Annotated in this window: 24 protein-coding genes and 1 riboswitch; of the genes, 11 read left to right on the forward strand and 13 right to left on the reverse strand. The window is 39.2% G+C overall.

What is annotated here, in order from left to right:
* Positions 1-70 precede the first annotated feature (70 nt).
* On the forward strand, positions 71-643 hold the full coding sequence (locus ACOSV2_RS04435; RefSeq protein WP_324748338.1) for a sugar O-acetyltransferase: 573 nt from the start codon (positions 71-73) through the stop codon (positions 641-643).
* A gap of 56 nt (positions 644-699) precedes the next feature.
* Here ACOSV2_RS04435 and ACOSV2_RS04440 read toward each other — a convergent pair whose 3' ends face one another.
* Positions 700-1,353, reverse strand: a complete 654-nt coding sequence (locus tag ACOSV2_RS04440) for a glycosyltransferase (protein ID WP_428974079.1) — start codon at positions 1,351-1,353, stop codon at positions 700-702.
* A gap of 758 nt (positions 1,354-2,111) precedes the next feature.
* On the opposite strand from ACOSV2_RS04440, the gene ACOSV2_RS04445 reads away from it, so the two are divergent.
* Both ACOSV2_RS04445 and ACOSV2_RS04450 read left to right on the forward strand, forming a co-directional pair.
* On the forward strand, positions 2,112-3,527 hold the full coding sequence (locus ACOSV2_RS04445; protein ID WP_428974080.1) for an N-acetylmuramoyl-L-alanine amidase: 1,416 nt from the start codon (positions 2,112-2,114) through the stop codon (positions 3,525-3,527).
* A 130-nt stretch (positions 3,528-3,657) separates the two neighbouring features.
* Positions 3,658-3,972: a DUF3892 domain-containing protein gene (locus tag ACOSV2_RS04450; protein WP_324748341.1), complete on the forward strand. Its 315-nt coding sequence runs from the start codon at positions 3,658-3,660 to the stop codon at positions 3,970-3,972.
* 107 nt (positions 3,973-4,079) lie between these two features.
* Here ACOSV2_RS04450 and ACOSV2_RS04455 read toward each other — a convergent pair whose 3' ends face one another.
* Positions 4,080-4,841, reverse strand: coding sequence for an AAA family ATPase (locus tag ACOSV2_RS04455; RefSeq protein WP_324748342.1), 762 nt, complete (start codon positions 4,839-4,841; stop codon positions 4,080-4,082).
* A gap of 95 nt (positions 4,842-4,936) precedes the next feature.
* Positions 4,937-5,173, reverse strand: a complete 237-nt coding sequence (locus tag ACOSV2_RS04460) for a hypothetical protein (protein ID WP_428974081.1) — start codon at positions 5,171-5,173, stop codon at positions 4,937-4,939.
* A 201-nt stretch (positions 5,174-5,374) separates the two neighbouring features.
* Here ACOSV2_RS04460 and ACOSV2_RS04465 point away from each other — a divergent pair, with 201 nt between their 5' ends.
* From ACOSV2_RS04465 to spoIIP, 3 genes are all read left to right on the forward strand, one after another.
* Positions 5,375-6,850, forward strand: coding sequence for a flavin monoamine oxidase family protein (locus ACOSV2_RS04465; protein WP_428974082.1), 1,476 nt, complete (start codon positions 5,375-5,377; stop codon positions 6,848-6,850).
* A 144-nt stretch (positions 6,851-6,994) separates the two neighbouring features.
* A complete protein-coding gene (locus ACOSV2_RS04470; RefSeq protein WP_428974083.1) occupies positions 6,995-7,471 on the forward strand; it encodes a DUF2975 domain-containing protein in 477 nt (158 codons plus the stop codon).
* A gap of 165 nt (positions 7,472-7,636) precedes the next feature.
* Positions 7,637-8,800, forward strand: a complete 1,164-nt coding sequence (gene spoIIP, locus ACOSV2_RS04475; protein ID WP_324748346.1) for a stage II sporulation protein P — start codon at positions 7,637-7,639, stop codon at positions 8,798-8,800.
* An 82-nt stretch (positions 8,801-8,882) separates the two neighbouring features.
* Here the strand turns inward: spoIIP and ACOSV2_RS04480 are convergent, their stop codons facing one another.
* Both ACOSV2_RS04480 and fbpA read right to left on the reverse strand, forming a co-directional pair.
* Positions 8,883-9,452: a TVP38/TMEM64 family protein gene (locus ACOSV2_RS04480; protein WP_324748347.1), complete on the reverse strand. Its 570-nt coding sequence runs from the start codon at positions 9,450-9,452 to the stop codon at positions 8,883-8,885.
* Positions 9,453-9,646: 194 nt separating this feature from the next.
* Positions 9,647-9,862 (reverse strand): Fur-regulated basic protein FbpA, encoded by a 216-nt coding sequence (gene fbpA / locus ACOSV2_RS04485; protein WP_324748348.1) that lies wholly within the window; start codon positions 9,860-9,862, stop codon positions 9,647-9,649.
* A gap of 106 nt (positions 9,863-9,968) precedes the next feature.
* Positions 9,969-10,076: riboswitch (SAM riboswitch) on the reverse strand.
* Between the two features lie 204 nt (positions 10,077-10,280).
* Here fbpA and ACOSV2_RS04490 point away from each other — a divergent pair.
* Positions 10,281-11,678: a protoporphyrinogen oxidase gene (locus ACOSV2_RS04490; protein WP_428974084.1), complete on the forward strand. Its 1,398-nt coding sequence runs from the start codon at positions 10,281-10,283 to the stop codon at positions 11,676-11,678.
* 75 nt (positions 11,679-11,753) lie between these two features.
* On the opposite strand, the gene ACOSV2_RS04495 is transcribed toward ACOSV2_RS04490, so the two are convergent.
* The 7 genes from ACOSV2_RS04495 to ACOSV2_RS04525 form a co-directional block, all read right to left on the reverse strand.
* On the reverse strand, positions 11,754-12,680 hold the full coding sequence (locus ACOSV2_RS04495) for an NAD-dependent epimerase/dehydratase family protein (RefSeq protein ID WP_324748350.1): 927 nt from the start codon (positions 12,678-12,680) through the stop codon (positions 11,754-11,756).
* Between the two features lie 48 nt (positions 12,681-12,728).
* Positions 12,729-13,997, reverse strand: coding sequence for a glycosyltransferase family 4 protein (locus tag ACOSV2_RS04500; protein ID WP_428974282.1), 1,269 nt, complete (start codon positions 13,995-13,997; stop codon positions 12,729-12,731).
* A gap of 29 nt (positions 13,998-14,026) precedes the next feature.
* Positions 14,027-15,088, reverse strand: a complete 1,062-nt coding sequence (locus tag ACOSV2_RS04505) for a hypothetical protein (RefSeq protein WP_428974085.1) — start codon at positions 15,086-15,088, stop codon at positions 14,027-14,029.
* 2 nt (positions 15,089-15,090) lie between these two features.
* On the reverse strand, positions 15,091-16,266 hold the full coding sequence (locus ACOSV2_RS04510; protein WP_428974086.1) for a carboxylate--amine ligase: 1,176 nt from the start codon (positions 16,264-16,266) through the stop codon (positions 15,091-15,093).
* Positions 16,266-17,600: a glycosyltransferase family 4 protein gene (locus tag ACOSV2_RS04515; protein ID WP_428974087.1), complete on the reverse strand. Its 1,335-nt coding sequence runs from the start codon at positions 17,598-17,600 to the stop codon at positions 16,266-16,268. Before ACOSV2_RS04515 ends, ACOSV2_RS04510 begins: the two co-directional genes overlap by 1 nt.
* Entirely contained in the window at positions 17,597-18,253 is a 657-nt protein-coding gene (locus ACOSV2_RS04520; protein WP_324748354.1) for a PIG-L deacetylase family protein, read from the reverse strand. Before ACOSV2_RS04520 ends, ACOSV2_RS04515 begins: the two co-directional genes overlap by 4 nt.
* Positions 18,254-18,345: 92 nt before the next feature.
* Positions 18,346-20,166, reverse strand: a complete 1,821-nt coding sequence (locus ACOSV2_RS04525) for a hypothetical protein (RefSeq protein WP_428974088.1) — start codon at positions 20,164-20,166, stop codon at positions 18,346-18,348.
* A gap of 267 nt (positions 20,167-20,433) precedes the next feature.
* Here ACOSV2_RS04525 and ACOSV2_RS04530 point away from each other — a divergent pair, with 267 nt between their 5' ends.
* From ACOSV2_RS04530 to ACOSV2_RS04540, 3 genes are all read left to right on the forward strand, one after another.
* Positions 20,434-21,555 (forward strand): hypothetical protein, encoded by a 1,122-nt coding sequence (locus ACOSV2_RS04530; protein WP_428974089.1) that lies wholly within the window; start codon positions 20,434-20,436, stop codon positions 21,553-21,555.
* 112 nt (positions 21,556-21,667) lie between these two features.
* On the forward strand, positions 21,668-21,874 hold the full coding sequence (locus tag ACOSV2_RS04535) for a hypothetical protein (protein WP_113967737.1): 207 nt from the start codon (positions 21,668-21,670) through the stop codon (positions 21,872-21,874).
* 158 nt (positions 21,875-22,032) lie between these two features.
* Positions 22,033-22,221 (forward strand): hypothetical protein, encoded by a 189-nt coding sequence (locus ACOSV2_RS04540; protein ID WP_113967738.1) that lies wholly within the window; start codon positions 22,033-22,035, stop codon positions 22,219-22,221.
* Positions 22,222-22,391: 170 nt separating this feature from the next.
* Here the strand turns inward: ACOSV2_RS04540 and ACOSV2_RS04545 are convergent, their stop codons facing one another.
* On the reverse strand, positions 22,392-22,940 hold the full coding sequence (locus tag ACOSV2_RS04545) for an RIO1 family regulatory kinase/ATPase domain-containing protein (RefSeq protein ID WP_428974090.1): 549 nt from the start codon (positions 22,938-22,940) through the stop codon (positions 22,392-22,394).
* A gap of 586 nt (positions 22,941-23,526) precedes the next feature.
* On the opposite strand from ACOSV2_RS04545, the gene ACOSV2_RS04550 reads away from it, so the two are divergent.
* Positions 23,527-24,198, forward strand: coding sequence for a hypothetical protein (locus ACOSV2_RS04550; protein WP_428974091.1), 672 nt, complete (start codon positions 23,527-23,529; stop codon positions 24,196-24,198).
* The last annotated feature ends 126 nt before the right edge of the window (positions 24,199-24,324 follow it).

The raw sequence follows: 24,324 nt of genomic DNA on the forward strand, positions 1-24,324 counted from the left end.
CTTCCTATACGGAAGTATAAATTGAGAATATAAATATAGTAAACATACTACATAAAAAGGAGGCATTTAAATGAAAACTGAAAAACAGAAAATGCTCGACGGTGAACTCTACGAACCATGGGACCCGCAATTAATGGAAGAGAGAAAACAAGCCCGTTATTTAACTCGCATGCTTAATCAAACGACAGAAGAAGATGATGAGAAGAGAGTGGCTGCCATAAAAAGGTTGTTCGGATCTACTGGGGAAAGCATTTATTTAGAGCCTGACTTCAGATGTGATTATGGATATAACATTCACGTCGGCAATCATTTCTTTGCTAATTTTAACTGTGTGATTTTAGACGTGTGTGAAGTCCGCTTCGGAGAAAATTGTATGCTCGCACCTGGAGTACATATTTACACAGCGACCCATCCAGTGAATCCGGTTGAGCGAAACAAAGGACCGGAATTCGGAAAGCCTGTCAAAATTGGAGACAACTGCTGGTTCGGTGGAGGCGCAATCATTAATCCCGGAGTGACGATAGGTGATAATGTGGTAATTGCTTCAGGTGCAGTCGTGACAAAGGATGTCCCGTCTAATGTAGTGGTGGGTGGAAATCCTGCCCGTATCATCAAGGAGATTGACTTGGAAGATAAGAGATAGAGCGTTTTTACACATCAGAGTAAAGCAGCTGGAACAGTCTATCCCAGCTGCTTTACTTAAAACTTCTCCGGAAACTGCTTGACAATTCCTTCTGAAAAGGCATCAGAAAGGAGAAGAATATGGGCCTTCCCATTATCAAAGCTTTTAATGTTCCCTTTCCAGTCTTTCTTGATTCGTGTGACTGCTTCATCAGTGACGAATTGCAGGTGCATATATAACAGGTCTTTTAGCGCATTTTCGGTCCAGTATGGATTTGCTTGTGCTAAGAATCCTGCAATGTCATCTGCATTTCGATACCATTCTTTGTTTAATCTCTCAACCTCTGCTTGCTTTCCATTTTTAGCAGCATCAACGATTTTGCCTGCCAATACAATATGCTCAGTCAACAAATCAGCCAGCTTATTACCAGCCTCTTCACCGTAATAAGGTTTGATTGCGTTCCCGATGTCTTTCTGATTTTGAAGCAATCGTGCAAGCACCACATCCTGGTCCCCTAATCCATCAACAGCACTAATAATATAGTTTCTGGTATAGATAACATGATCGTTCCATAAAATTCTCATGTCTTCTTTTCCTTTCACGCTGGCTACACTTACACATTCAGCCTGCTTAGATTCAGCTGGAGTACTGAGTACAGGTAATAATGAAAGTGTTATCATCACACCCATCACAAGAATTCCAATCTTTTTCACTAAAACTCCTCCATTCATTTGGCTTTCGCCTCTTATTATTCGCTTCTTTTCCCCATTCACTCATAGAAACCCAGTTGGTAAAATGTGCTGATATATTTGAAATGGAAATCTGCGAAAGAGTAGATGTCACTAATTATCCTAGCGGGGAAGAGTTGACAACAACCTTTAGGCCAAATGAGGAGAGGGTGGTAAACAGTTTGCTGGGGAACTCCTCTTTTTGGGGATGAAATAAACTTGGGAAGAGTTCTATTTTTAGAAAAAAGGCTGTCCAATTTTTATAAAAACTCGTTGCTTGTCCTCACCTTCCGATCACTTTCGACATAAAGTATTCTATGGAGGTGATGCATTGGCAAGAAAATTTCAAGTGTATCTTTTTATCAGTCCACCAGTAACTCATTCCAAGTTTGACTTGGGATCTCCTTCTCTCTCAAATATGTACGTTGCACAGTTTGGGGTTACTCTTCGGCCCCTTGCTTAGTAAGAGAACAATGGTTATAAGATCAACAGTTCATACTGAAAAAAATGAAGCGAGCACCAGTATGAAACTCCGCCGGTCAATTAAAAAAAAATGATGAATAAGAACGAGTTTACAGAAATAGAATAAAACCTATAAGAATGTTTCCTCCATAAATATAGAATCGTGCATAAAAAATGTTCCCTTCTCTACAGGGAACATTTTTTCGTAATAAACAATAGGCACAAGTAGGAAAAGTCCAAGCAAGCTTGTCCATATGTGAATATAGTACTATATGTCATACTATTAGGAGGAAATAATATTGAAAACTATATTGATTGATCCTGGTCATGGAGGTACTGATCCAGGTGCTGTTTACAATGGGAATGAAGAGAAAACCTTCAATCTCTTAACATCCCTTATTGTAAGGGACTTTTTATCGAAAAATTACAATGTGAATATTTTGATGACGAGAACTGGAGATGAAACGCTATCTTTAACGGAAAGATCAAACCTCGCCAATCGTACTAATCCAGATTTCTACTTGTCCATCCATCACAATGCTGGAGGTGGAACCGGGTTTGAAAGCTATGTGTATAATGGCAGTGTTCCCTCCCAGACTATTACCTATCAAAGAATCATTCACGATGAAGTGACTTCAGCTATTAAGTCATCTTATAAAGTTTTTGATAGAGGGAAAAAGAGAGCGAATTTTCATGTGTTACGTGAAACGAACATGTCTTCACTCCTATTAGAGATTCTATTTATTGATAATCCAAAAGATATTGCGTTATTGAACAACGCTACATTTAGAAACACTGTAGGAGTGGCTATCGCAATAGGTGTTGCAAAGGCTTTAGGTTTACCTGCGAAAATAGCGAATGAGAAAGAACTATTCAAAGTGATTGCTGGTTCATTTACAAAGCGTGAAAATGCTGAAGATCGGGTAAATGAGTTGAAAAGAAAAGGTATGAATTCATTCATTGATATTGTGGTCGTCTTGGATAAAACCTATTACAGGGTCCAAACCGGTGCTTTTACAGAAAGAGTGAACGCGGAAAAACAAGTGGCCAGCCTAAAAAAAGCGGGTATTGAAGCATTTATTTTAGTAAGAGTCGACGATGATAACCCTAAGCCCCCTTTACCTTCTCCGACTAATCCGCCAAAACCTACACAGCCTCCTCAGCAACCGGGAATACAGTATTCGATCCTGGGTACATCTGTATTACGAGCTGAACAACTAGATGACTTTGCGAGAACGGTTAACCAGTATGCTCCACTTTTAGGCAGATTCTATCTCTTTTACGGGAATCTTTATGGAATCAGAGGAGACGTAGCTTACGCTCAAGCTATACATGAAACCAACTATTTCAGGTTCACGGGACAAGTCAAACCAAATCAAAACAACTATGCAGGGATTGGAACTACCGGTCCTGGTAATGACGGAGCATCATTTAAGACTCCTGAAGAAGGGGTTCTTGCTCATATTCAGCATTTGTACGCATATGCATCAACCAATCCAATTCCCCAAGGTCAATCACTGGTGGATCCCCGATTTTCATTAGTAACACGAGGGAGCGCAAAAAACTGGACAGACTTGAATGGAAAGTGGGCAGTGCCAGGGACTACCTATGGACAAAGTATCCTTTCTATTTTTAATAGAAACATCCAAAATGCGATAAAAACAATAGATGAACAAAAAATTGTGTTAAATGATACTCTTGGAAAATTGAAATGATGATAGTGGAGTGCCTCGATGGATGGCACTCTTTTTGGGTTGAAAGAGGAACCAAAGTATATTTGTCTTTTTTTATCATAATACACTGCTCCAGAGTCAATACTAAACGTATGTTCGGGAGGTGAACTAGATGGAAAAGAAGAGTTTTGAACAGGTTTATGAAGAATACAAGAAGCAAGGTGAATTCCAGGCTAAAGTAGAAATGGCTCAGGAGCTTGCAACTGGCGCGGAACAGATTGTAGCCGTTCGCCGAAATGAGGATGACGATCTCATCGCTTTTAAAACCGAAAGTGGTAGAGAGCTGGATTATATCACTGCACTCGAAGAAGCAAAGTCAGGAAAACTGGCTCATGTTGATGTGATTCACCGGTATGGCCGAGATGTCCTTCGCAGTGAACCCGACGGATTAAAAGAGAATAATCTTAGTGAACTTCCTTCTTTTTAAAAAGAATAAAATCGAGCATAAAACTTTGATTGGTTTTATGCTCGATTTTATTAATGGAGGTATCCTTGATTATCAACACCGGTAATGAATAAATCCTCTTTCGACCCTCAGTCTTCTTCTTTCAGTAAATGATATATCATCCGTTCCCGGTCATCAAAAAATTGTTTCATAATCTTATAATGGCTCGTATCTTCCAATGTGGCCTCCAATAAACCTTCTTCTGTTAATTCAATCAGGGAAGAAGAGGGGTATGCCATCAGAATGGGTGAATGAGTGGCAATAATGAACTGGGAATCATCATTCACAAGTTCATGTATCCTAGAGAGCATGGATAACTGTCTTAAAGGGGATAGTGCAGCTTCGGGCTCATCCAGTATGTAAATCCCTTTACCTCGGAAACGATTCATAAAGGTTGAGAAAAAGGCTTCTCCGTGTGATTGCTCATGAAGCGATTTCCCTCCGAATGAATCAATCACTCGGGGCCCAAAAGAGGGCTGCTGATCCATTTCCTCAATATTCGTCGCAACATTGTAAAAGCTTTCTGCCCTCAAGAAAAACCCATCCTTAGGTCGATCCACTCCCCTCACTATTTTCAAGTACTTATCCAGATTCGAATACGAATCATACGTGGAGAATGAAAAGTTCAGCGTACCTCCTTCAGGATTAAAACCAATGGCCATTGCAATGGCCTCAAGAAGAGTTGATTTCCCCATTCCGTTTTCCCCCACAATAAATGTAACATGGGGGTGAAAGGTGAGGTCTGTCAGGCTCCGAATACTTGGAATATGAAAAGGATAGGAATGAAAGGAAGGAACGTTTTCGCTATGAAGTGACACTTTTCGAATATATGGCTGTGAATGTAATGACATAATGCCCCTCCTTTTTATCTATAGATTAGCATAACTAAACAGAATCCGGGTACAAAAAAATGCCCTCACGATTTACGTAATGGCATTCCATTTTATTATCTGGAAGGTTCGAAAAGAACAACACTTTCTATAGTTGTAGCCAAAAGGCTAATGTCTGTAAACTCTTCAACTTTCATTGAATCCATATATGTGATTTGAAAACAATCCTTGTCCAACTGGTAGGTAACGGTCATAACAGGTGAGTGATCATGACTTGATATCGTATGAACAATCTCACTATCCTTGAATTCCTTAAGAGTCTTGAGCATGGTTAAGATATTTTCTAGTGACATATAACATGTCTCCCTTCTACTTGCTCGAGGGATTGACTAAATACAGTCTCTTAGACCCAATGAAACTTAAGTATAACATATAAACGTAAAAATAGAAACATCTGTTCTGAAAACAACTGGAAATGAGCTCTTGGTCTCATAGAATATACGTATAGCTCCTTTTTTGTTTTCATATGATGAAAGAAAGGCGGGTGATGACAGATGGCAGATCAACAATCAAGGGATGACCCTTCCAAATTGAATTATCCAAATGACATGCTGGTTATTATTCGAAATGGATTAAAGCCCGCAAAGTCCAAAAAAGTAATCGTCGTTGGAGCGGGGATGAGTGGTTTAGTCGCAGCTTCTCTATTGAAAAAGGCTGGGCATGACGTAACGATATTAGAAGGTAATAAGCGAATTGGGGGTAGGGTATATACTGTACGCAAGCCCTTCACCCCCGGTAACTATATGGACCTGGGAGCCATGAGGATCCCCGATAACCACAAGTTAGTGTTCGAGTATATCCGTAAATTCAACCTGCCCTATCAAGAATTCATCAATAGTTCACCAAGAGATTTACTATTAGTAAACAATATCCTAACAACAAGGGAACAATACGAAAAAAATCCAGACATTCTACAGTATCCGTTACCAGAAAGTGAAAAGGGAAGAACGGCTTCGGAATTGTTTATTGAAGCGACCAAACCCTTTATTGATTTATATAATAACAGTACCCATGATGAACAGCAAAAATTAATTAAACGATACTCTGGTTATTCTATGGGACAATTTTTAGCAAACAACCCATTTGGTAAGTCATTATCCTTAAATGCAATACGAAAAATCAACGTCATTCTAGGGATAGAAGGATTCCCTGAGTTCTCATTCGTAGACATTTTAAAAGACATCATTTTTCCTATATTCAGGAAACAAACAAAATTTTATCAAATAGTAGGAGGAAACGATTACTTACCTTACGGATTTGTACAAGAGCTTGGGTCACACATTCTACTGAATCAAAAAGTGACCCACATTATTCAATCCGATGTCGGTGTAAGCGTTCGCGCAGTAGACCCCGGAGACGGATTGGTGAGGGATTACAATGCCGATTATGTCATCGTAACCATCCCTTTTACTGTCTTCCAGTTCATCGATGTCATACCTTACGATTCAATATCCTTTAAAAAGTGGCAGGCAATTCGGGAAGTAACGAATGTTCCTTCCGTGAAAATAGGAATCGAATTTCGTCGTCGTTTCTGGGAAGATTTGAATTACGGAAACATCGTGTCAGATCTTCCCACACGCTTTACGTATATACCGAGTCACGACAAGGGTAGTAACAAACCTGGGGTCATGTTAGCGAGTTACAGCTGGGGACAGAATGCACTCTTATGGAACAGCAAATCAAAAGAAGTAATCATTAAAGAGGTTTTAGAAGATCTCTCTAAAATCTATGGCGAACAGGTGTATACAGAAATGTTGAACTATGTAGTCTACAACTGGAGTAAAAACCCATTCTCCGCAGGATGTTTTACCCTTTATACCCCTGGGCAGGCAAGTGATATCGGCGATTATATTAAGAAACCCGAAGGCAGAATTCATTTTGCTGGAGAGCACACGTCCTCCTTTCATGGTTGGATCGAAGGGGCGATTGAGTCAGGGGTGAGGGCAGCCAATGAAGTGAATAGCAGATAAGGGTTTAAAACGCATGAGTTTGCTCATGCGTTTGTTAGTTTGTATAAGAAGTATTTAATAGAGAATACAACATCAATAAAATTTTATTGGAAAACAATAAATATCATTATATAATTTAGAAAAACATGGTATCAGAGGTGTGTTATGAAACGAGGAACGACGATTTTTTTAAAAGGGGCAGTAGTGGCACTAGGAGCGATTGTATTCATCCTTTGTGTTGTCTGGTTGCCAACCATGGCAAAGCATTCGGCTGATCTATTTCCGGAATTCGCTTATTTGAAATGGCCGGTTCTAATAGGGTTATACTTAACAGCGGTTCCATTTAATTTAGCGCTGTATCAAGCTTTTAAGCTTTTAAAGTGTATTGAAAAGAAGCATGCTTTTTCAGGAAAAGCAATAAGGGCTCTTGAACGAATTAAACTGTATGCCTTACTGATTACTGCCATTTATGTGGCAGGTATAGTGTTTCTACTTATCCAAAATGCTCTTCATCCGGGTATTGCCATGGTTGGGATTATTATCAGCTTTGCGTCTGTCACCATTTCGATTTTCGCAGCGGTTCTTCAGGAATTGCTGAAGAATGCAAATGAACTAAAATCTGAAAATGATTTAACTGTATGAGGTGAGTATATGACGATTATCATTATATTGATGTGATTCTGGTTAAGAGGGAAATGCAAACCTGTAAGATCTAGGAAATCCGACCGAATCACGGAAAAAACCTTCTACTCTATCCCCCCCCTGCATAAGGTTAACTATTAAATACTTTATATAGGGGTACTGATGATGTCGTATAAGTCTCGAAACAACAATAGCTTATTCCCACTAGTATTCGTCTCTATGAAAGCCATCATTCGGGTAGTATTGATCGGTATTGTCCTCATGTATTTGACCGTATGGTTGATTTCGTCGACGGCTATTAAATTGAGGGTGGATAGTTTACTTTATTCATCGATGTCCGAACTCGTCCCAAAGGAAACGTTTCTTATGATGTTGTCACAGGAGATGACTGGACTGCGAGCTACCAATGAGGAAGCATTAAACAGTGATTTTGATTGGTTGGAAAGCGTCACAAACGTTTCACTCCTTGATCCACGTAGTTTATTTGGACGGGAAATCCCCGGGATCGAAAATTATCATACTCACATAGCCGTTGCAGGGAAAGGGACAGACATTACGAACCTCCCAAATGAATCACCGGCTCCAACAGAAGATCAGTTGAAAGATCAGGAAATTGATCAGAGCCAAATCGATCAGGCCAACAACAACTCAGGAGACGGTGTTCAAGAGATTGATGAAAAATCCGTTTACATCTATCATTCACACAGTTGGGAAGCATTCAGCCCGCTGATTAAGAATAACGATTCGAAAGATCCAGCCAGTACCAACGAGAAGGTCAACGTCATTGCTGTCGGATCCAAATTGAAGCAAGAGCTTGAAGCAAGGGGGATTGGAGCAGTCCAGGATAAGACAGATGTAAACAAAGCTCTCAAAGACAAGTCATGGACATATTTTGAATCCTATCAGTTATCAAGGGGTCTAGTACAAGAAGCCATTGCCCAAAACGATGACCTAACGTACCTGATTGATATCCATCGGGATTCTCAGCCACGAAGCATCACTACCAAAACCATTAATGGTAAAAACTATGCACGTTTATTTTTTATCGTAGGAAAAGAAAACAAAAACTTCGAAAAGAACCTTAAGATCGCAAAGGAATTGAATGCTAAACTGGAGGAAAAATATCCTGGCATCAGCCGGGGTGTCTTCATCAAAACAAGAGCAGAAGGTAACGGGGTCTACAATCAGGACCTAACCGAGAGAGCCATGTTACTTGAGTTTGGCGGAGTGGAAAATAACTTAGTGGAATTGTATAACTCTACAGAAGCCTTCGCCGAGATCTTTGCAGAATATTACAAGAAGGATGCTGTCGAGGTGAATGCTCAATAAGTGATAGGGAGAAAAGACGTATGCCACGTGGTGGACGTCTTTTTTCTGTTCCCAAGGAGAGTCGTTTCCGTAACGGCCTCAATTATCTTCTAATGTTCCTCCTCCAACGATATCCCAAATAAAATATCCCCACCACCACTGAACCAGCCAACAAAATACCCGTACCCTTATCTGCATCCAGCACATTCACCACCACGAATGCCTCAATCAACAACGAAGGAATCTTCCCGACAGAGCTGATAATAGAAAAGACAACAATAGAAATAGAGCTGAAGGCAGCGGCAACGGTTACCACACTTGAAGGCACAAACGGAACCATGCGAAATAAGAATAAAAGAAAGATCCATTCCGCTCCTGACGCTTCTTTTAATTTGAGAAAATATTTGTTAGACAGAACCTTATCAATACCTGCAAACTTTATTCCTTTTCGATACAAGTAAAAACTAACAATGGCCCCTAATGATTCACCAAGTATGGAAATTCCGACTCCTGGCCAAAACCCAAATGCGGAAATATTAAAGGCCGTCAAGAAAACACTTGGCAGGAAGCCTAGAATACTGATGAATATATTGATGGTTATACTGATAAAAATGAGAGACCAACTATCAACGGCGATAAATTCGTTCATGAAATGCTGCAGTGTGTAAGTCATATTTTAATTCCTTTGTAAGAGATTAGATTATCAGAATAATACATCTGGAATCCTTTTGGAACAATTTTATTTTGTAAGGAGTGGATAAGAAACATGATCATGAACATTGCCAAAGGTGTGCAGATGAATGCAGACATATAGTTTAAGTAAAGAAAAATAAGCAAGCAGCAATCCAATTCCTGGATTGCTGCTTTTTAACTGCTTGATTTTCCACGATTTTTCCAATGAATTGAGCCAACATCGCTATGCGGATGGCATTCCTTTTTAAGATAATTGTATTCATCCTCAAGTTCCAGGAGCGTCAATTCAAATAATTGCTTGTTCCCTTTTTTGAATATGTTGTGGACAATTAATTTGTTTATTAACTCGTTTCTTCGATGATGAATCGCTTCCTGAAGAATTTTCCCCATATTTAATCACTCCTCTATAAATGTATACGAGCAGAGGAAGAGGCTCTTTCATTTTAAAAAGCCCTCTTCCTAGTAGATAAGAAGAAGGCTTTATGTATCAAACTTCAACTCATCTTCCAAGCGAAATGCTTGTGGAATTAGCACAGTGTTCTGCAATGTAGAATCTGTTGCTGAGGCATCATCGGGCCAGTCCCTCTTCCTCTCTGGATAAGCGGCTATATAGTTGTAATGGATTTATTATATTATATATATAAGTATTCATAGTTGTCAACTAGGAATTGGATGATGGGTATAGAATAGATGATTGGAACTGACTCTCATTCCTATACTTTTTACCAATTCAGACACAGAATCTTTTTCTAATCAACAAAAAACATGATAATCTGTATACATAAACGCAATTATTGGAGTGAATCGTATGAAGACAGTGGTTGTCGTAGGTGGAGGTATTACAGGATTAACAGCTCTGTACCATCTTCAAAAAATGTCTATAGAACGAGAAATAGAGATCGAGTTAATTCTAATCGAGCGAGATCGGCAGCTCGGCGGAAAAATTAAAACCATAAGAGAAGGCGAATTCATTATGGAAGCGGGAGCAGATTCAATCGTAGCCCGTAATGAAGGGGTGCTTCCTCTAGTTGAGGAAATTCAACTTCAAGAGGAACTCGTCTATAATGAAACGGGCACATCCTACATATATACAAATGGGGAATTACACAAAATACCCCAAGATACGATTTTTGGAATTCCCATGTCCGTTGAGTCTCTCAAAAATAGCACCCTGGTCTCAGAAGAAGGGAAGACTGAGGCACTTAAAGACCTTGAAACGGAGAATACTCAGTTTACAAAAGAGAGTTCCATCGGTGATTTTTTAGAAGCATTCCTGGGTAAGGAACTTGTTGAGAAGCAGGTAGCTCCAGTATTATCAGGGGTCTACTCTGGAAATTTGCATAAGCTCACAATGGCTTCGACACTCCCATACTTACTTGAATATAAAAACGAATACGGCAGCATCATTAAAGGTCTATCTGCAAATAGACAAAAATTCCAAGGGGCATCCAATAAAAAGTTCATCTCGTTTAAAAATGGATTATCAACCATCATTGACCGTTTAGAAGAAAAATGTTCCAATGGGACATTTTTAAAGGGAGTAGAAACAACCAAGCTCCAAAAAACAGGAGACAAATATGAGCTGATTCTTAATGGTCACGGGAGGCTTAAAGCGGATTATGTGGTATTCGCAACACCTCATGACATAACCCAGAAGATTCTGACTCATGAAAACCTTGAACCTGTTTTTAACAAATTGAAAAACTCTTCACTTATTTCGATTTACCTTGGATTTAACATTCCAGATGATGAACTTCCTGCTGATGGAACAGGCTTTATCGTATCAAGCGGTAGAGATGTGAAATGTGATGCATGCACATGGACGAGTAGGAAGTGGAAGCATACATCCAATAATCAAAACCTTTTATTGAGACTTTTTTATAAAAGTACAAACCCCCATTACAATGAGTTGAAAGAGTTTAGCGAGGCAGAACTTGTAAGCACGGCACTTGAAGATATCAGAAAAAGTGTGGGCATAGACGGAGATCCGATTTCTGTCGAAGTAACGAACTGGAAAGACCTAATGCCAAACTACCATCTTGAGCACAGTCAGTCTGTACAATCGTTAGACGAAAATCTCGCAACTGAGCTGCCACGTGTGAAGCTGGCAGGTGCTTCATACTTCGGAGTGGGTATTGGCGCGTGTATTCAAAATGGGAAGAAAACTGCAGAATGGATTATAGATGAGTTAGAGGAGAATGGTTGAGGGAGATAAAGAATAAAGGAAAAGAGCTTTGAATTTTCCAAGCTCTTTTCCTTTATGTTTGCACGGGTTATGAAATCATTCGTCATTCTTCATTTTCTTTTTGAAATATTCAAGAGTATTTTCTAAACCGGAGTTCAGATCATATTGAGGTTCCCATTTTAGATGGTATAGAGCTTTCGAATTTGAGAGGTGACTGTGTAAAATATCTCCTTCCCGCTTCGCTTCGTAGTTTGGCTTTTGCGAAGAGTGTAGTTGGTTTGAAAGTAGGGTGTAGAGTAGGTTGACGCTGGTTTGGGTGTTGGTGCCAATATTGATGATTTGATTGTCGGCGTTTGTGATGGCAAGAAGATTTGCCCGGGCTACGTCCTCTACGTAAACAAAGTCCCGAGTCTGGTTTCCATCCCCAAAAATAATTGGTATTTCAATCTTTAATAGTTGCTCAATAAAAATGCTTATAACTCCGCCTTCGCCATCGGACCTTTGCCTAGGTCCATATACATTGGCGTATCGCAAGATGGTGTATGGAAGATCATAGAGCTTATTAAATAGTTTGATATAGGTTTCCGATACTAATTTTGAGGTACCGTAAAAGGAAATCGGACTAGTAGAGCTCTCTTCATTAATCATCTCATTTGTATATCCATAAACTGCACTGGAAGAGGAGAAGATGAATTTTTTCACACCGTATCTGGTACTGTACTCCAATAACTTTACGGTTCCTAATACATTGACTGCCGCATCTTCTGCAGGATTTTCCAGTGATTTAGCTACGCTCACTTGGGCAGCGAGGTGCATAACGATGTCGGGTTTTTCTTTTTCGAAAATTCTTTCAACTTTATCGGATAATAGATTTTTTCTATATATTTTAACTCCACTTGGCACGTTTTCCTCCCTGCCATTAGAGAAGTTGTCTAGAATAATTGGGGTATGACCTTCAGCGAGCAGTATTTCTACGAGTTGTGAGCCGATAAATCCGGCACCGCCTGTAACTAAAATCTTCATGTGCGATCCTGGATCAGTTCATTCTCCCTCATGATGAGTCTCCTTTCTTCATAAATATGTTTGATAGATCTTTTCGATTTTTCTCGTCATAACTTGGCTGGTCAAGTGTTGACGAGCATAGGATTCAGCAGCGTTAGCAAACCTAAGACGTTCTTCCTTATTCGTTATGAAACGCTTTATCGCCTGTGCCAGTTGTTCAACGTTACCTGGTTCACAAAGTATGCCTGTTTCTTCATGTTGAACCATTTCCGGGATTCCGCCACATGTAGTGGAGATGACCGCTTGCCGGGAAAACATTGCTTCCATGACGGATAGGGGAAAGTTATCATTCACAGTTGCTAATACATAGATGTCAGACATGGAAAGAATATGGGGTATATCGTGTCGTTTCCCAAAAAAGATCACGTTATTTAGCTTAAGTTCTTTCGCTTGTTCAATCAGTTTTTCCTTCATGACCCCATCTCCGACAATCCATACTTCTACATTACCAAGGTGTTCACGAAGCTCGGACAATGCTTCCAAGAGAAATCCATGACCTTTACGTGGTGACAGTCGGGAGACACACGTTAGGATAGTGTTTTCATGATTTTTATGAGGGAGTGGATTAAAATCGATGCCAGTATGAACGGTGACCATCCTTTCAACTTTTGCACCGAAATCCATTAAATTAGGTCGAAAGGAATCTGAAATCATCACGATTTCAGTACTTGCTTCAATGCCTACTTTCTCAAGTTCAGTAAAGTAGGCTTCTTCAATGGAATCTTTCTGCATTTTGTTGAATTTTAAGCGACTTTTCGTAAAGAACCCGTGTGGCGTAAAGAGTAAAGGTTTTTGGTATGTTTGGTTTAAATGTCCCAGGATGAAGATGGCAAACAGGTCTTGAGCGTGTATGATGTCATATTGCTGGAGATTTTTTTCTTTGAGAAAAATTCCAAATACATGAAGGTAACTAAGGTTTTTGACGATTTTTTCATTGACTTTTCCGTAGCGTCTATTCATAAACTTACGGGCTTCAGAGGCAGCTTCGGGGATCCATTCTTCCAGCTGTTCTGAAGACATATGGTTTGGCGCTAGTACATCTACACTATGACCTACCTTTTCAAAACCGTTTTTTATAGAAGTGATGTAATGAGATAATCCACCTGTATGAGGGTATTGAAAAAATGTAACGTATAAGATTTTCATTGGCTTTGAATCATCGCCTTTTTTCTTCTGACCGAATGGTTGGAGAGTGAGAGACTCCTTATAGTCTCTTTCCACATCATAATATTGATCCATGATGGCAAGAAGAGAGGGATGAATGTTGAAAGGGGGCATTCGACTCAAGTTTTCTCATCCTTTCGTATCTATTTATAGATTCCCAGTTCACTTCCCCAGGTTGATATTTTTTCTAAATGGTAGGGAAGAAGCTCACCTCCGCGGTTGTCAAAGATACGTCTCAGCTGAGTGTGTAATCCTTTTTCGAGGGTTCGTTGAAGGTACGCCATTTTGTATAAATGAATGGGTTTGGTTTTAAATTCGATTCCATATTTCTTCATTTCACTCGTGTATACGTCGACCGCATGGGTGCGAATTTCTTCTGCATTGCTTTGCCAATCCTTCCGAAAACCTAGTAAAATTTCTACCAGGACAATCATGTCAAACCATGTTGGGGCATATTTGGCTGATTCCCAATCAATGAATTGAATCGCCCAGGGTTCATTTTTGCTGACATCTTTTGAACAGATATTCTGCATATGAAGATCTCCATGTGTAATGGAATAGCCGCTGGCCAATAGTTCCGGAAAGAATTCAGGACCGTTACTGTATATGTTTTTTAATGGTTTATAATGTGGTTTGATGATGTCCTTCAATTGTTTATCCTTCTTGGCATCGTCTAGAAATGTCATTGTATTTGAAATGAATTTTTCCCGATCATTTTTCATTTTTACCGAGTTGTAAATGGGAAACCAATTTTGAAAAGTCTTTTTTTCTTTTTTGAATTTTTCTTCATGGGTGTGGGCGTGAAGTTTAGCAAGTGTTGGTATAATATAATCAAAATGCTTGGGAGTAAAGGTCAGCTGTCCGCGAATTTGGCGGACAAACTCCATGAACACCCAAGTATCACTTCCTTGTTTCTCAATCAGGTAGATTCCAGGAAGAAACTCTTTTAAAAAAGGGTAGGCTTGACTGTAGACATTAATCTCGACTTCATTTTTGTATTTGGTAGAATGGTAGATTTTAAAAATGATAGGGAAGGTGTCTGTGTGTTTCTCTAGCTGAAGCTGATAAATGCTGCTTCTTTTAGTCGATTTAAGGTTTTGGATTGATGAAGCCTGGATGGTCACTTTACTCCCAAGGGATGTGGAGAGTTTTTCTTCAATTCCATGTTTATGAAACATAGATATCAATTCTTGTGGTGTATACATACTCAATCACTCCTTCTTTTTTTCCACGCATTCCGCAGGTGAGACATGGTACTCCTTATAAATGGCATAGGGTCATCATAGGCAAGAAGAGCGAATACCTTTTTTCCTCTGAATCCATAAAAGAAGTCTTTTAAGCTCATTTCTCCATTTTTTCTTTTTTCAAGAAAGGTAAGGAAGTAACGTACCAAGTAAATCCATTGAACACCGTCAATTTGCTGTAGTTTTGGAGATGGACGTTGACCTGTAAGGTACTGGTAATATTGAAGGGCAAAATCAACTCCGGAGTGTCCGGTTAAACTATGGGTCAGCCAGAACCTGGGATTGATTTCAATGAGCTTATATTGCCCATCCCGTGGATCTTTTTTATACTCGATCATACTTACTCCTTTTAGTCCCAACTCTTTCAATAGTGGAACACCTACATCGATAAGCTCAGGTATCCGTTTGCTCACGATGTGTGCTCCCGTTCCGAATTGTGAAGGGAATTGGTGGTTTTTTTGGAGAGTGAAAAGGGCAAGTAATTCCATATCCTCATCGAAAAATGTCGCCACTTTATAGAAGCATTGGTTGTCTCCAGGAATGATTTCCTGAATAATTAGCTCACCGAACTTGCGATAAATAGGATAGATTTTCTTTAATTGGACGGCGTCTTGAATCTGAATGGCTTTCTTATTAACATGTTTTCTGAATTCATGTCCGAACACAGGCTTTAAAATACACGGAAATTCTAATTGAGTAACCGCCTCATCAAGCTCCTCTTCATTTTCCACAAAAAAGGTTTTGGCTGTTGGGACATTATATTCCAATGCTAATTCATAGGTCTTCTTTTTATCTAATAAATCCATAATTAAAGAGTGATCGGGATATAAAAACAGGTAGTACTGGGATAATTCGTTCCGGTATTTTGAGATGAAGACAACATAATCATCTGCACCTGCGTATAGCACAGGCTTCTTATCAAGGTTCATTGCTATTCCTTTTAAAAAAGACAGCAGCTCTGCTTCTTGGGTCAAGGGGCTTGGACATACCCCGCATGTTGCAAGTCTCGATTTCCCCTTTGAATAGGGTCCTTCTGTATCAAATGCATATACATCAATTCCTTTTCGGGAAAGGGCATGAATGATGCCGACTCCATTTGCGCTTAAGTCAAGTACAACAGCTGTATGAGATGACAACATTATTCGCCCCCCGAAGCTATTAGGTTTTGGTAAATATGTTCGATCTTTCCAACCATGGCTTCCCGAGTGAGATGATTTTTGGCATATTGATACGCATTGCTTCCCAGTTTCCTTCGCAATGCTTCATTTCCAATCAAGAGTTTGAGCTGAGCTGCTAATTGACTGACATTTCCTGGCTCAACAATGATTCCGGTTTCATTATGATGAACGATTTCCGTAATACCACCGCAATTAGTTGTCAGGATCGCTGCACCACTATGCATGGCTTCGATAATGGAAATGGGAAGATTGTCATTGACGGTTGGAAGTACAAAAATATCTGTTTTACTTAGTATGGCAGGGACATCATCGCGTTTACCTAAGAATCGAACGTTTGATAGTTTCAGCGATCTGACTTGAGCTTCAAGCGCTTCACGCATTTCTCCGTCTCCGACAATTTGCACCTCAACCTGATGACTTGTTCCATTCATTCGAGAAAGGGCATTAAATAAATCCGAATGTCCCTTTCTAGGTCCAAGTCTAGCGATGCATGAAATTACAATTTTCCCACTCGTTTTCCCACGATCAATGGTTTTAAAATCAATCCCTGTATTGATGGTTGTCAGATTTACAGGTTTCGCTCCTAGTGTACTCAATGGATCACGGAAAGAGTCACTCAAAATGACCATATGGGTCGCGTATTCAATCGCTTTTTTCTCAATCTCTTTGTAATACACTTCTTCCACTGACCCTTTTTCAATTCGGTTAAATTTGACTCTGCTAAAGGTGAACATGCCATGTGGAGTGAAAAGAAGAGGTTTACCTAAATCTTCATTGAATCTCCCTAATATATTGGCCGTGAATAAATCCTGAGCATGAAGTATATCGTATTTTTCCAGTTTTACAGATTTCATCATCTGTTCATAGATATAGAGTAAACGACAACTTTGAATGATTTTACTTGTGTATGATCCGTATCGTTGCTCGAAAAAAGTCTTTAATTCAGGAACAATCACCTCACGCAGCTTTTCTGCATTCACTTGTGAAAACTGATTCGGAGCAATCACATCCACTTTGTGACCTAAAGACCTTAAGCCTTCTCGAAGAGTTGTAATGTAATTGGAAAGACCACCCGTATGAGGATAGTCCCAAAAAGTCGCTATCAGAATGGATAATTTCTTACTTCCAGGTTTGCTTTTCATCTTTTTAGTCTTTGATTTCTTTTTGCGTTCTTTTTTTCGTTTAGAATCTTTACCCTTATCCTTTATTTTTGCCGTTATGGATTTTGACTTTACTCCATAATATTTATCGAGTGCAGAAACAAGATAAGGATAAGGAAAAAATAGTTCTTTCATTTCCAGACCCTCCTTATAACTTCAAATGCTTCAGCATATGGTACCCCAACCGTCATGCCTCGGACACTAGCTAAATGTTTGACTCCCTCATAGGAACGCGGATGTGGAAACTCTCGCATTTCCACTTCATAATGTTTTAAGGAAGCAATTTTCTGAACAATCACCGATGAAATGTTCACATAATAATTTGGTTTAAATTGTTTATCATTTGTATGGGTATTCCATTCACTTGAGGATACCGTTTCAAATGTGATCAATTCAATCGGTTGTTTATTTGGTAGAGGACGAACTGCTGTTAAAACGGCTTGAAACGTAATTTGGTGATCAATATTCAAATCGCCGTAATGATGGGTAAAAATCTTGGTAGGTTGATAGATATCAATTAATTTTTCAATTTCCTTAGTAAATAGATGAAGAGGCATCATTTCTAATTCCAGGTTCGGATGCTCCAGAAAAATAACTTCTTTAATCCCAATCTCTTTGTTTGCTTTCCGGGCAAGCTGCTGAATGTGATGGGCCTCTTCCTTTCTTCCGTTTGCTGTAATGATCGAGACGACTCTATTTCCTTGATCTACTAACCGTTTTAGCGTGCCAGCTGTCCCAAGTAGTTCATCATCTGGATGTGCTGCTATGACCAATACAGTTTCTTTCATTCCCTTCACCCCATTCTAATCTCTATTACATTACTATATGTATCCTTCTATATTGTCGAAACAGACACTAGCACAGGGCTAATGTCTGTTTCTTATTTTTTCTTTTTCGTTTGACCAATACTAATTCCACCGCTGGTAATTTGTAACCGTACATATCCATCACCATCAATCCATATGAAGAAATCAGGTCCGGCTGTTAAAAATGTCCCTTGCTGATCCAGTAATTTAATTCCGGCATATACATTGATTTTGTCACCGAGTGTGAAATATTTATTCAAAATCGAGGTATGGAAGTCGCCTTTAACCTTGGTATGAGAAGATGGTGATACTGTCTTACTAACCTTTTTATTCGTTTTCTGGTGGAATGGTTGTAATTTCGATTCTTTAATTGGGGTGTTGGTGTGTAAGATATCGAAATCCCGCTCTTTAGTATTTTTCACTTCGTCTTTAACGATACTTTTTTGTTTATGATTACTGTTTTTGACTTGGTTATTAGTGCGGGTTAGTTTGTATTTCACTTCAGTCCCGGGTGACTTAGAGCTTAAGATATCAGATTGAACTTGTTTATTAGATGGAGTAGATTTTGTTTCGTTATCTTTCACTTTCATAGGTGAGACATCTGTAGACTTGACGTCCTTTTTTACTTCTTTGATAGATGAAGCAGATTGTAAGATATCAAAGTGAAATTCTGTAGTAGGTGCAGGGGAATCTGATTCATCACTTGCTGATTCTTCAGCTAAGTGATCTGCACGATCGACATCATTATTTCCTTCTTTGGTTGGCAGGCTCAAGTTTAAGGTGTTGGTTTCATCAGCACTTTTCTTATATGCATCGACGATTTTTATAGTTTTTAGATCAGTCCGATTTAGTTTGTATTTCATTTCTTTTCCCGGTGGGCTCGAACTAAGGATCTCGAAATTGAATTCGGCAGCATAATGCTTATGTTCAATAACGATTTTCTTTGCCATGAGGCAAGCGCGATTTAGTTTGTATTTCACAACTATCGCTGAAGGAATCGGGTCTTCGGTAGTAGATTTTATATTTTTATCTTCGTTTATGTTTTTACCCGGTCGGTTATCCAATCTTGTTCTAAATGGAGCTGTATCATCATACGAATTCCCGGGATATATAACGTCAGTATCCATTGTTAATGATGATTGATTAGAAATATCTTGATCAACTTCATCTTTCTCTAATAAGGTATAGAGCTGCAAAAGGTCTTCATGTAAAACTGCTTTCATATTTTCTTCTTTCAAAATGATGTTACGAGTACCTTCTTCATTGGCCGGGCCGGCAGAGTAAGTTTGTTTCGTCACATCTGATTCTGATATGTGGGAGGGGCGCATAGATTTCATTTCATGTGGCCGTTCCTCATGAGAAACCTTATCGTTAACTGGTTCATCTTTTTGAGTGTTAATATAGGTTTTTTGATCATTTTGATGAATGTCTTTTCCAGTCACTTTTTTAAACGTTTTTTCCTGTTCATGCTTAATTTCGATATTCTCTTCTTTTCTTTCTTCATTGTCACATTGGCTGTTTTTTTGTACATGTTGTATGGGTGGTGAGCTAGCTTGATATTTTGATTGGTGGATACTGTTGTTGCGATCGATATAATTGAATCTTTCGAATGGTCGCACCTCCCTGGATAGTAAGCGTGGACATTTGCCGCGTCTTTTACGGTGTTTTGGCTTGGGAATTCGAGAAATTACTATGCTGGGTTGATCTTCTGTTGTTAGAGTGATGTCGAAAGAAGGTCGCTCAGTCGAATGATGGTGAGTATGGGTTTCGTTCAAGCTGCTCATCATACTGTGAATGATTTGAGATACATGAGTTTGATTTAGAAAAGGAGCATCTTGCAGCTGTTCTCCTACGGGAAAAGTAACAGATTCTTTATTGGGTTTTTGGTAGCTCACAAAGATGGATTGATTGTGGCAAGGGGGCATATAGTCATCGTAATAAAAGGAGGAAAAGATCCTTGGCAATATATGTTCATTAATAAAAAGATAACAATTGGGCATGTGCTTCACTCCATGTCTCTGTATCTATTAATAACCTATTCAAAAGCCCGGTTAGAGTGAGCGGAATTTGAGATAATACCATAAAAATAGGCTATACATTCCTTTTTTACATACATATATTGATTATGAATTGTAGACAAAATGTAAAGGAGTGGAAAACCTATGGTAGAAGAGTTTGATGATTACACTAGAAAATACTCCGATCATCATGACGAGGAAGAGCATTGTGAGGGGGACCCCGATGAGCAAGAAGAGTTATGCTCAGGAGACGCCGGGGAAAAAGAAAAACCAGGCAATCAAGATCTTCCTGAAACAGAGGAGAACTGTACGCATGAAAAGCAATGTTCAAATCAGGATTTTGACGACCTTCCGTGTCAATCAGTCGAAGGGGTGTTGAATTCAATGTTTCAGCTTGGAGATCATCTTGAAGTTTTCTTTGAAGATGAAATGATTGACAGCGGAGGAACATTTGTGGCAGTTTTCGACAATATTCTCATTTGGATGGATTATGATGCAAATGTCAATTTCACAGATTTATGCGGTCCGATCAGTGTAAGAAAAATAGGCTCCAAGAGAAAGAAAAACCAGAAACAAAACGAAAAAAACAAAAATTACCCTAAACATAAAGGCAATAACCAGATCGATAAGAAGAAAAAAGACAAACCGGATAAGAAAGAAAAAGGTCCCCGGAAAAAGGATGTAAAGAATGAACAGTCCGGCGTTAATGAAGAACTGCTGAACTTCGTAAAGCTTGAGAAAGAAGATCCTGAGACTGAGGGGATATCCCAGGAGACTCTAAATCTTCAACAAGTACACGAGGACTATGAAACCATTGAAAATGAGAGCAGCACTGTAGAAATTCTTGATTCCTCTGGTGGTGAAGATGAAAACTCCATACCCGATTCAGTTGATGAAAAAGAAGGGGTAATCCATTTGTACGTTGACGATTACTCTAACGATTCAGATGAAGAAGAAAAGGAAGAGGAATACACTCCGCAATTGGAACCAGGTGAAGATCAACCGGAGGAAAAAGAGGTAGACCCTGACATTGAAGAAAAAATTTCCGATAACGAAAGTGACTCTCAAGAGGTATTAGAGGAAGAACTAGCCATCAATATCCCAGAGGAGTACCTGGCTTCTTCATTAGTAGATGATGAAGGTAAAGATGTAGTTGATGAGTTCGAAAGCCAGGAGGAGACTTTATTCAGTTTGGAGGAAAGCTCTTCAGAAGATAGCACGGAACACCCACCAACCACCTCACTCCTTGAGGATAATAAAGAATAATTAATCTAGTAAATGACTAATTCGAAATATTTTTATGAAATCTAGTTATCTGCCTTTACGCATTTAACGGTTCAGCATAAAAATAGAGTAAACACCGAAAGGAGGAAACATAATGTCTAATTTGTTCAAAGATGGTAATATGGCTGATTTTCTTAATAAAATTTTATCTCTAGGTGATAAAATCGAGGTCCTATCTGGTGACGAAGAAATCGAAGAGGGTTCATATGTTTACGCAAGCGATAACTTCGTTGTATGGGCTGATGATAATGGCCATATGAACACGTCTAACTTAAATAATGTTACAGTTCGTAAAGTTTAGTTAACATTATTTAGAAACGAAAAAAATGACTGGACGCAATCCAGTCATTTTTTCTTTGAGGAAAAATAAAAATGATAGGTAATAGCCCTATCATTTTTCGTTTTTTTTAATATAAATATATAGACTGTTGAATGTTAAAAGAGAAAGGAGGAGGCATTATGGGATTTTCCGATAAACTTAATAAAGTACTCAAGCTTGGTGATAAAATCGAGGTTATTTCGGGAGCAGAAAAAATAGACTGCGACGGAACATTTATAAAAGCTGAAGATCACTATTTAGTGTGGTCTAATGGTAATGGTGACGTTTTATTCACTCACCTGGATAGGGTAACGGTGAAAAAAGTATAATCAATTTTAAAAAATTCTAGGGATAGTACTTTTACGGGAGTACTATCCTTTTTTTGATTTCAGGTGCTTGTCCTAAAAATTATTAATAAAACATTCTTTCCTTTTTGATTTTAGGAAAGAACGTTCTTGTTTCTATGATATTTTAGTGAGGAACTTCATCATGTATGGAACTACTTATATTTCTTCCAAGCATCATGGAGCTCAGGATTTAGATTCTTTACATGTTCCAGGAATTCGCCTGTTAAACCAAATTTCTTCATTCCTTTTAACAACTTTGTTGGAACAGGTGTGTCGGATGTAAATGCTCGCTTGTGATCAATCACTTTGAATTCGCCCTTTTCATCCATTAACATATGGCGAACCTCCGTATCCCATCGTGTGAAGCCTATCCGTTTAAATTCTTCTAAAACGAATAATATTTTTTGTGTCATTTCTTCATCAATATGGCCGTGTCGTTTCATATGACGGGCAAGGGATATCCCCTGAACAAACTCCATGACAATGTAATTGTCACCAAATTCATATAGACGAGGCATAATGGCCGAGTTCTGCCCTATTTTCATCGCTTCAAGTTCCCGTTGATGTGTTTCTTCCTTAAAGAAGTACTTAACAACTTTGTCCTCTGCTACCTTATAGATTTCACCATCTTTCCCATCACCAATCATTTCAAAGGCTTCCAGGTCTTTCTTTGAGATTTTCCCGTTAAAAAAGTTCTCCATTGATCATCACTCCTTTACATGGTAGACTTTCACTTTTTCTATATTGTATGGAAACAGTTTCATTTGTGTAACCGAGCCAAATGCTGAAATTTCATAGAACTTGGTTTAAAATAATGCTTTCTTACCAAAGTGTGTCGTGTTGTAACGCAAAATCCAGGGGTTCAGTCAATCAGTTTGTGCTTGAGATAAGAAATGTCTAAATTCAGCAAAGGGAGGCAGCAAGTTCATCAGCATTTACCCTGCCGCTATCTCATCAGAGGCTACTATACTATAGTATTCTTCCAATACTATAGACTATCGTTTATTTATAGAACCACAGGATGTTTGTCTACACGTACTATTCATAATTTTCATAAACTATAGTAATTCTGTTTAGTTATTCATCATTTGATTAATAGGATTAAAATATTGATATATGAAAAGTAGGTGAGTAAATTGGGATCTAAAAGAGGTCATGATAAGGAAGACAAGCATAAGAAATCAAAGAATGACGAATACGATGAAAAGCCTAAAGAGTGTAAGAAAAAAAGCGAGAAAAGCAAAAAACGAGGAAAGCGAGTAGCACAAGAAGAGTTGGAACCCCAAAATGTCCAAGTTATTCAAGGCGAACAAGGGCCCCAAGGCGAACAAGGACCTCGAGGTGAACAAGGGCTTCAAGGCGAACAAGGACCTCGAGGCGAACAAGGACCTCGAGGCGAACAAGGGCCTCAAGGCGAACAAGGGCCTCAAGGCGAACAAGGGCCTCAAGGCGAACAAGGACCTCGAGGCGAACAAGGACCTCGAGGTGAACATGGGACTCAAGGGGAACAAGGACTTCAAGGTGAACAAGGGCCTCAAGGCGAGCAAGGACTTCGTGGAGAACAAGGGTTTCAAGGTGAACAAGGCCCTCAAGGCGAACAAGGACCTCGAGGTGAACAAGGGCTTCAAGGCGAACAAGGGCCTCAAGGCGAACAAGGGCTTCAAGGCGAACAAGGGCTTCAAGGCGAACAAGGCCCTCAAGGCGAACAAGGACCTCAAGGTGAACAAGGCCCTCAAGGCGAAGAAGGACCTCAAGGCGAACAAGGACTTCAAGGTGAACAAGGCCCTCAAGGCGAACAAGGACCTCGAGGTGAACAAGGGCTTCAAGGCGAACAAGGACTTCAAGGCGAACCGGGTCCTCAAGGAGAGCGTGGAATTCAGGGTGTCAAAGGTTCTCAAGGGGAATGCACATGTAATCAGAGATATTGTAATGTGTATAGAATTGGCGGAGATCTTATAATACCTGACCAACCTGTTTCTTTTAACCATACTGGCATTAGTTCTGCCGGGGACTTTATTCACTTGGGGACCTCAATAATCGTAGTAAACGAAGGAGACTACAAAATAAACTATAACGTTATATTTA

The sequence above is a fragment of the Rossellomorea sp. DUT-2 genome (genome assembly GCF_052665285.1).

What these genes read in the sequence shown, in the direction of transcription:
- ACOSV2_RS04480 (WP_324748347.1), bottom strand. Translation starts at nt 9,452, where the DNA reads ATGACTTACACACTGCAGCATTTCATGAACGAATTTATCGCCGTTGAT.
- ACOSV2_RS04535 (WP_113967737.1), top strand. Translation starts at nt 21,668, where the DNA reads ATGTCTAATTTGTTCAAAGATGGTAATATGGCTGATTTTCTTAATAAA.
- ACOSV2_RS04465 (WP_428974082.1), top strand. Translation starts at nt 5,375, where the DNA reads ATGGCAGATCAACAATCAAGGGATGACCCTTCCAAATTGAATTATCCA.
- ACOSV2_RS04460 (WP_428974081.1), bottom strand. Translation starts at nt 5,173, where the DNA reads ATGTCACTAGAAAATATCTTAACCATGCTCAAGACTCTTAAGGAATTC.
- ACOSV2_RS04530 (WP_428974089.1), top strand. Translation starts at nt 20,434, where the DNA reads ATGGTAGAAGAGTTTGATGATTACACTAGAAAATACTCCGATCATCAT.
- ACOSV2_RS04435 (WP_324748338.1), top strand. Translation starts at nt 71, where the DNA reads ATGAAAACTGAAAAACAGAAAATGCTCGACGGTGAACTCTACGAACCA.
- ACOSV2_RS04515 (WP_428974087.1), bottom strand. Translation starts at nt 17,600, where the DNA reads ATGAAAGAACTATTTTTTCCTTATCCTTATCTTGTTTCTGCACTCGAT.
- ACOSV2_RS04500 (WP_428974282.1), bottom strand. Translation starts at nt 13,997, where the DNA reads ATGCCCCCTTTCAACATTCATCCCTCTCTTCTTGCCATCATGGATCAA.
- ACOSV2_RS04440 (WP_428974079.1), bottom strand. Translation starts at nt 1,353, where the DNA reads ATGAATGGAGGAGTTTTAGTGAAAAAGATTGGAATTCTTGTGATGGGT.
- ACOSV2_RS04520 (WP_324748354.1), bottom strand. Translation starts at nt 18,253, where the DNA reads ATGAAAGAAACTGTATTGGTCATAGCAGCACATCCAGATGATGAACTA.
- ACOSV2_RS04455 (WP_324748342.1), bottom strand. Translation starts at nt 4,841, where the DNA reads ATGTCATTACATTCACAGCCATATATTCGAAAAGTGTCACTTCATAGC.
- ACOSV2_RS04545 (WP_428974090.1), bottom strand. Translation starts at nt 22,940, where the DNA reads ATGGAGAACTTTTTTAACGGGAAAATCTCAAAGAAAGACCTGGAAGCC.
- fbpA (WP_324748348.1), bottom strand. Translation starts at nt 9,862, where the DNA reads ATGGGGAAAATTCTTCAGGAAGCGATTCATCATCGAAGAAACGAGTTA.
- ACOSV2_RS04495 (WP_324748350.1), bottom strand. Translation starts at nt 12,680, where the DNA reads ATGAAGATTTTAGTTACAGGCGGTGCCGGATTTATCGGCTCACAACTC.
- ACOSV2_RS04550 (WP_428974091.1), top strand. Translation starts at nt 23,527, where the DNA reads ATGTCCAAGTTATTCAAGGCGAACAAGGGCCCCAAGGCGAACAAGGAC.
- spoIIP (WP_324748346.1), top strand. Translation starts at nt 7,637, where the DNA reads ATGTCGTATAAGTCTCGAAACAACAATAGCTTATTCCCACTAGTATTC.
- ACOSV2_RS04470 (WP_428974083.1), top strand. Translation starts at nt 6,995, where the DNA reads ATGAAACGAGGAACGACGATTTTTTTAAAAGGGGCAGTAGTGGCACTA.
- ACOSV2_RS04505 (WP_428974085.1), bottom strand. Translation starts at nt 15,088, where the DNA reads ATGTATACACCACAAGAATTGATATCTATGTTTCATAAACATGGAATT.
- ACOSV2_RS04540 (WP_113967738.1), top strand. Translation starts at nt 22,033, where the DNA reads ATGGGATTTTCCGATAAACTTAATAAAGTACTCAAGCTTGGTGATAAA.
- ACOSV2_RS04510 (WP_428974086.1), bottom strand. Translation starts at nt 16,266, where the DNA reads ATGTTGTCATCTCATACAGCTGTTGTACTTGACTTAAGCGCAAATGGA.
- ACOSV2_RS04450 (WP_324748341.1), top strand. Translation starts at nt 3,658, where the DNA reads ATGGAAAAGAAGAGTTTTGAACAGGTTTATGAAGAATACAAGAAGCAA.
- ACOSV2_RS04490 (WP_428974084.1), top strand. Translation starts at nt 10,281, where the DNA reads ATGAAGACAGTGGTTGTCGTAGGTGGAGGTATTACAGGATTAACAGCT.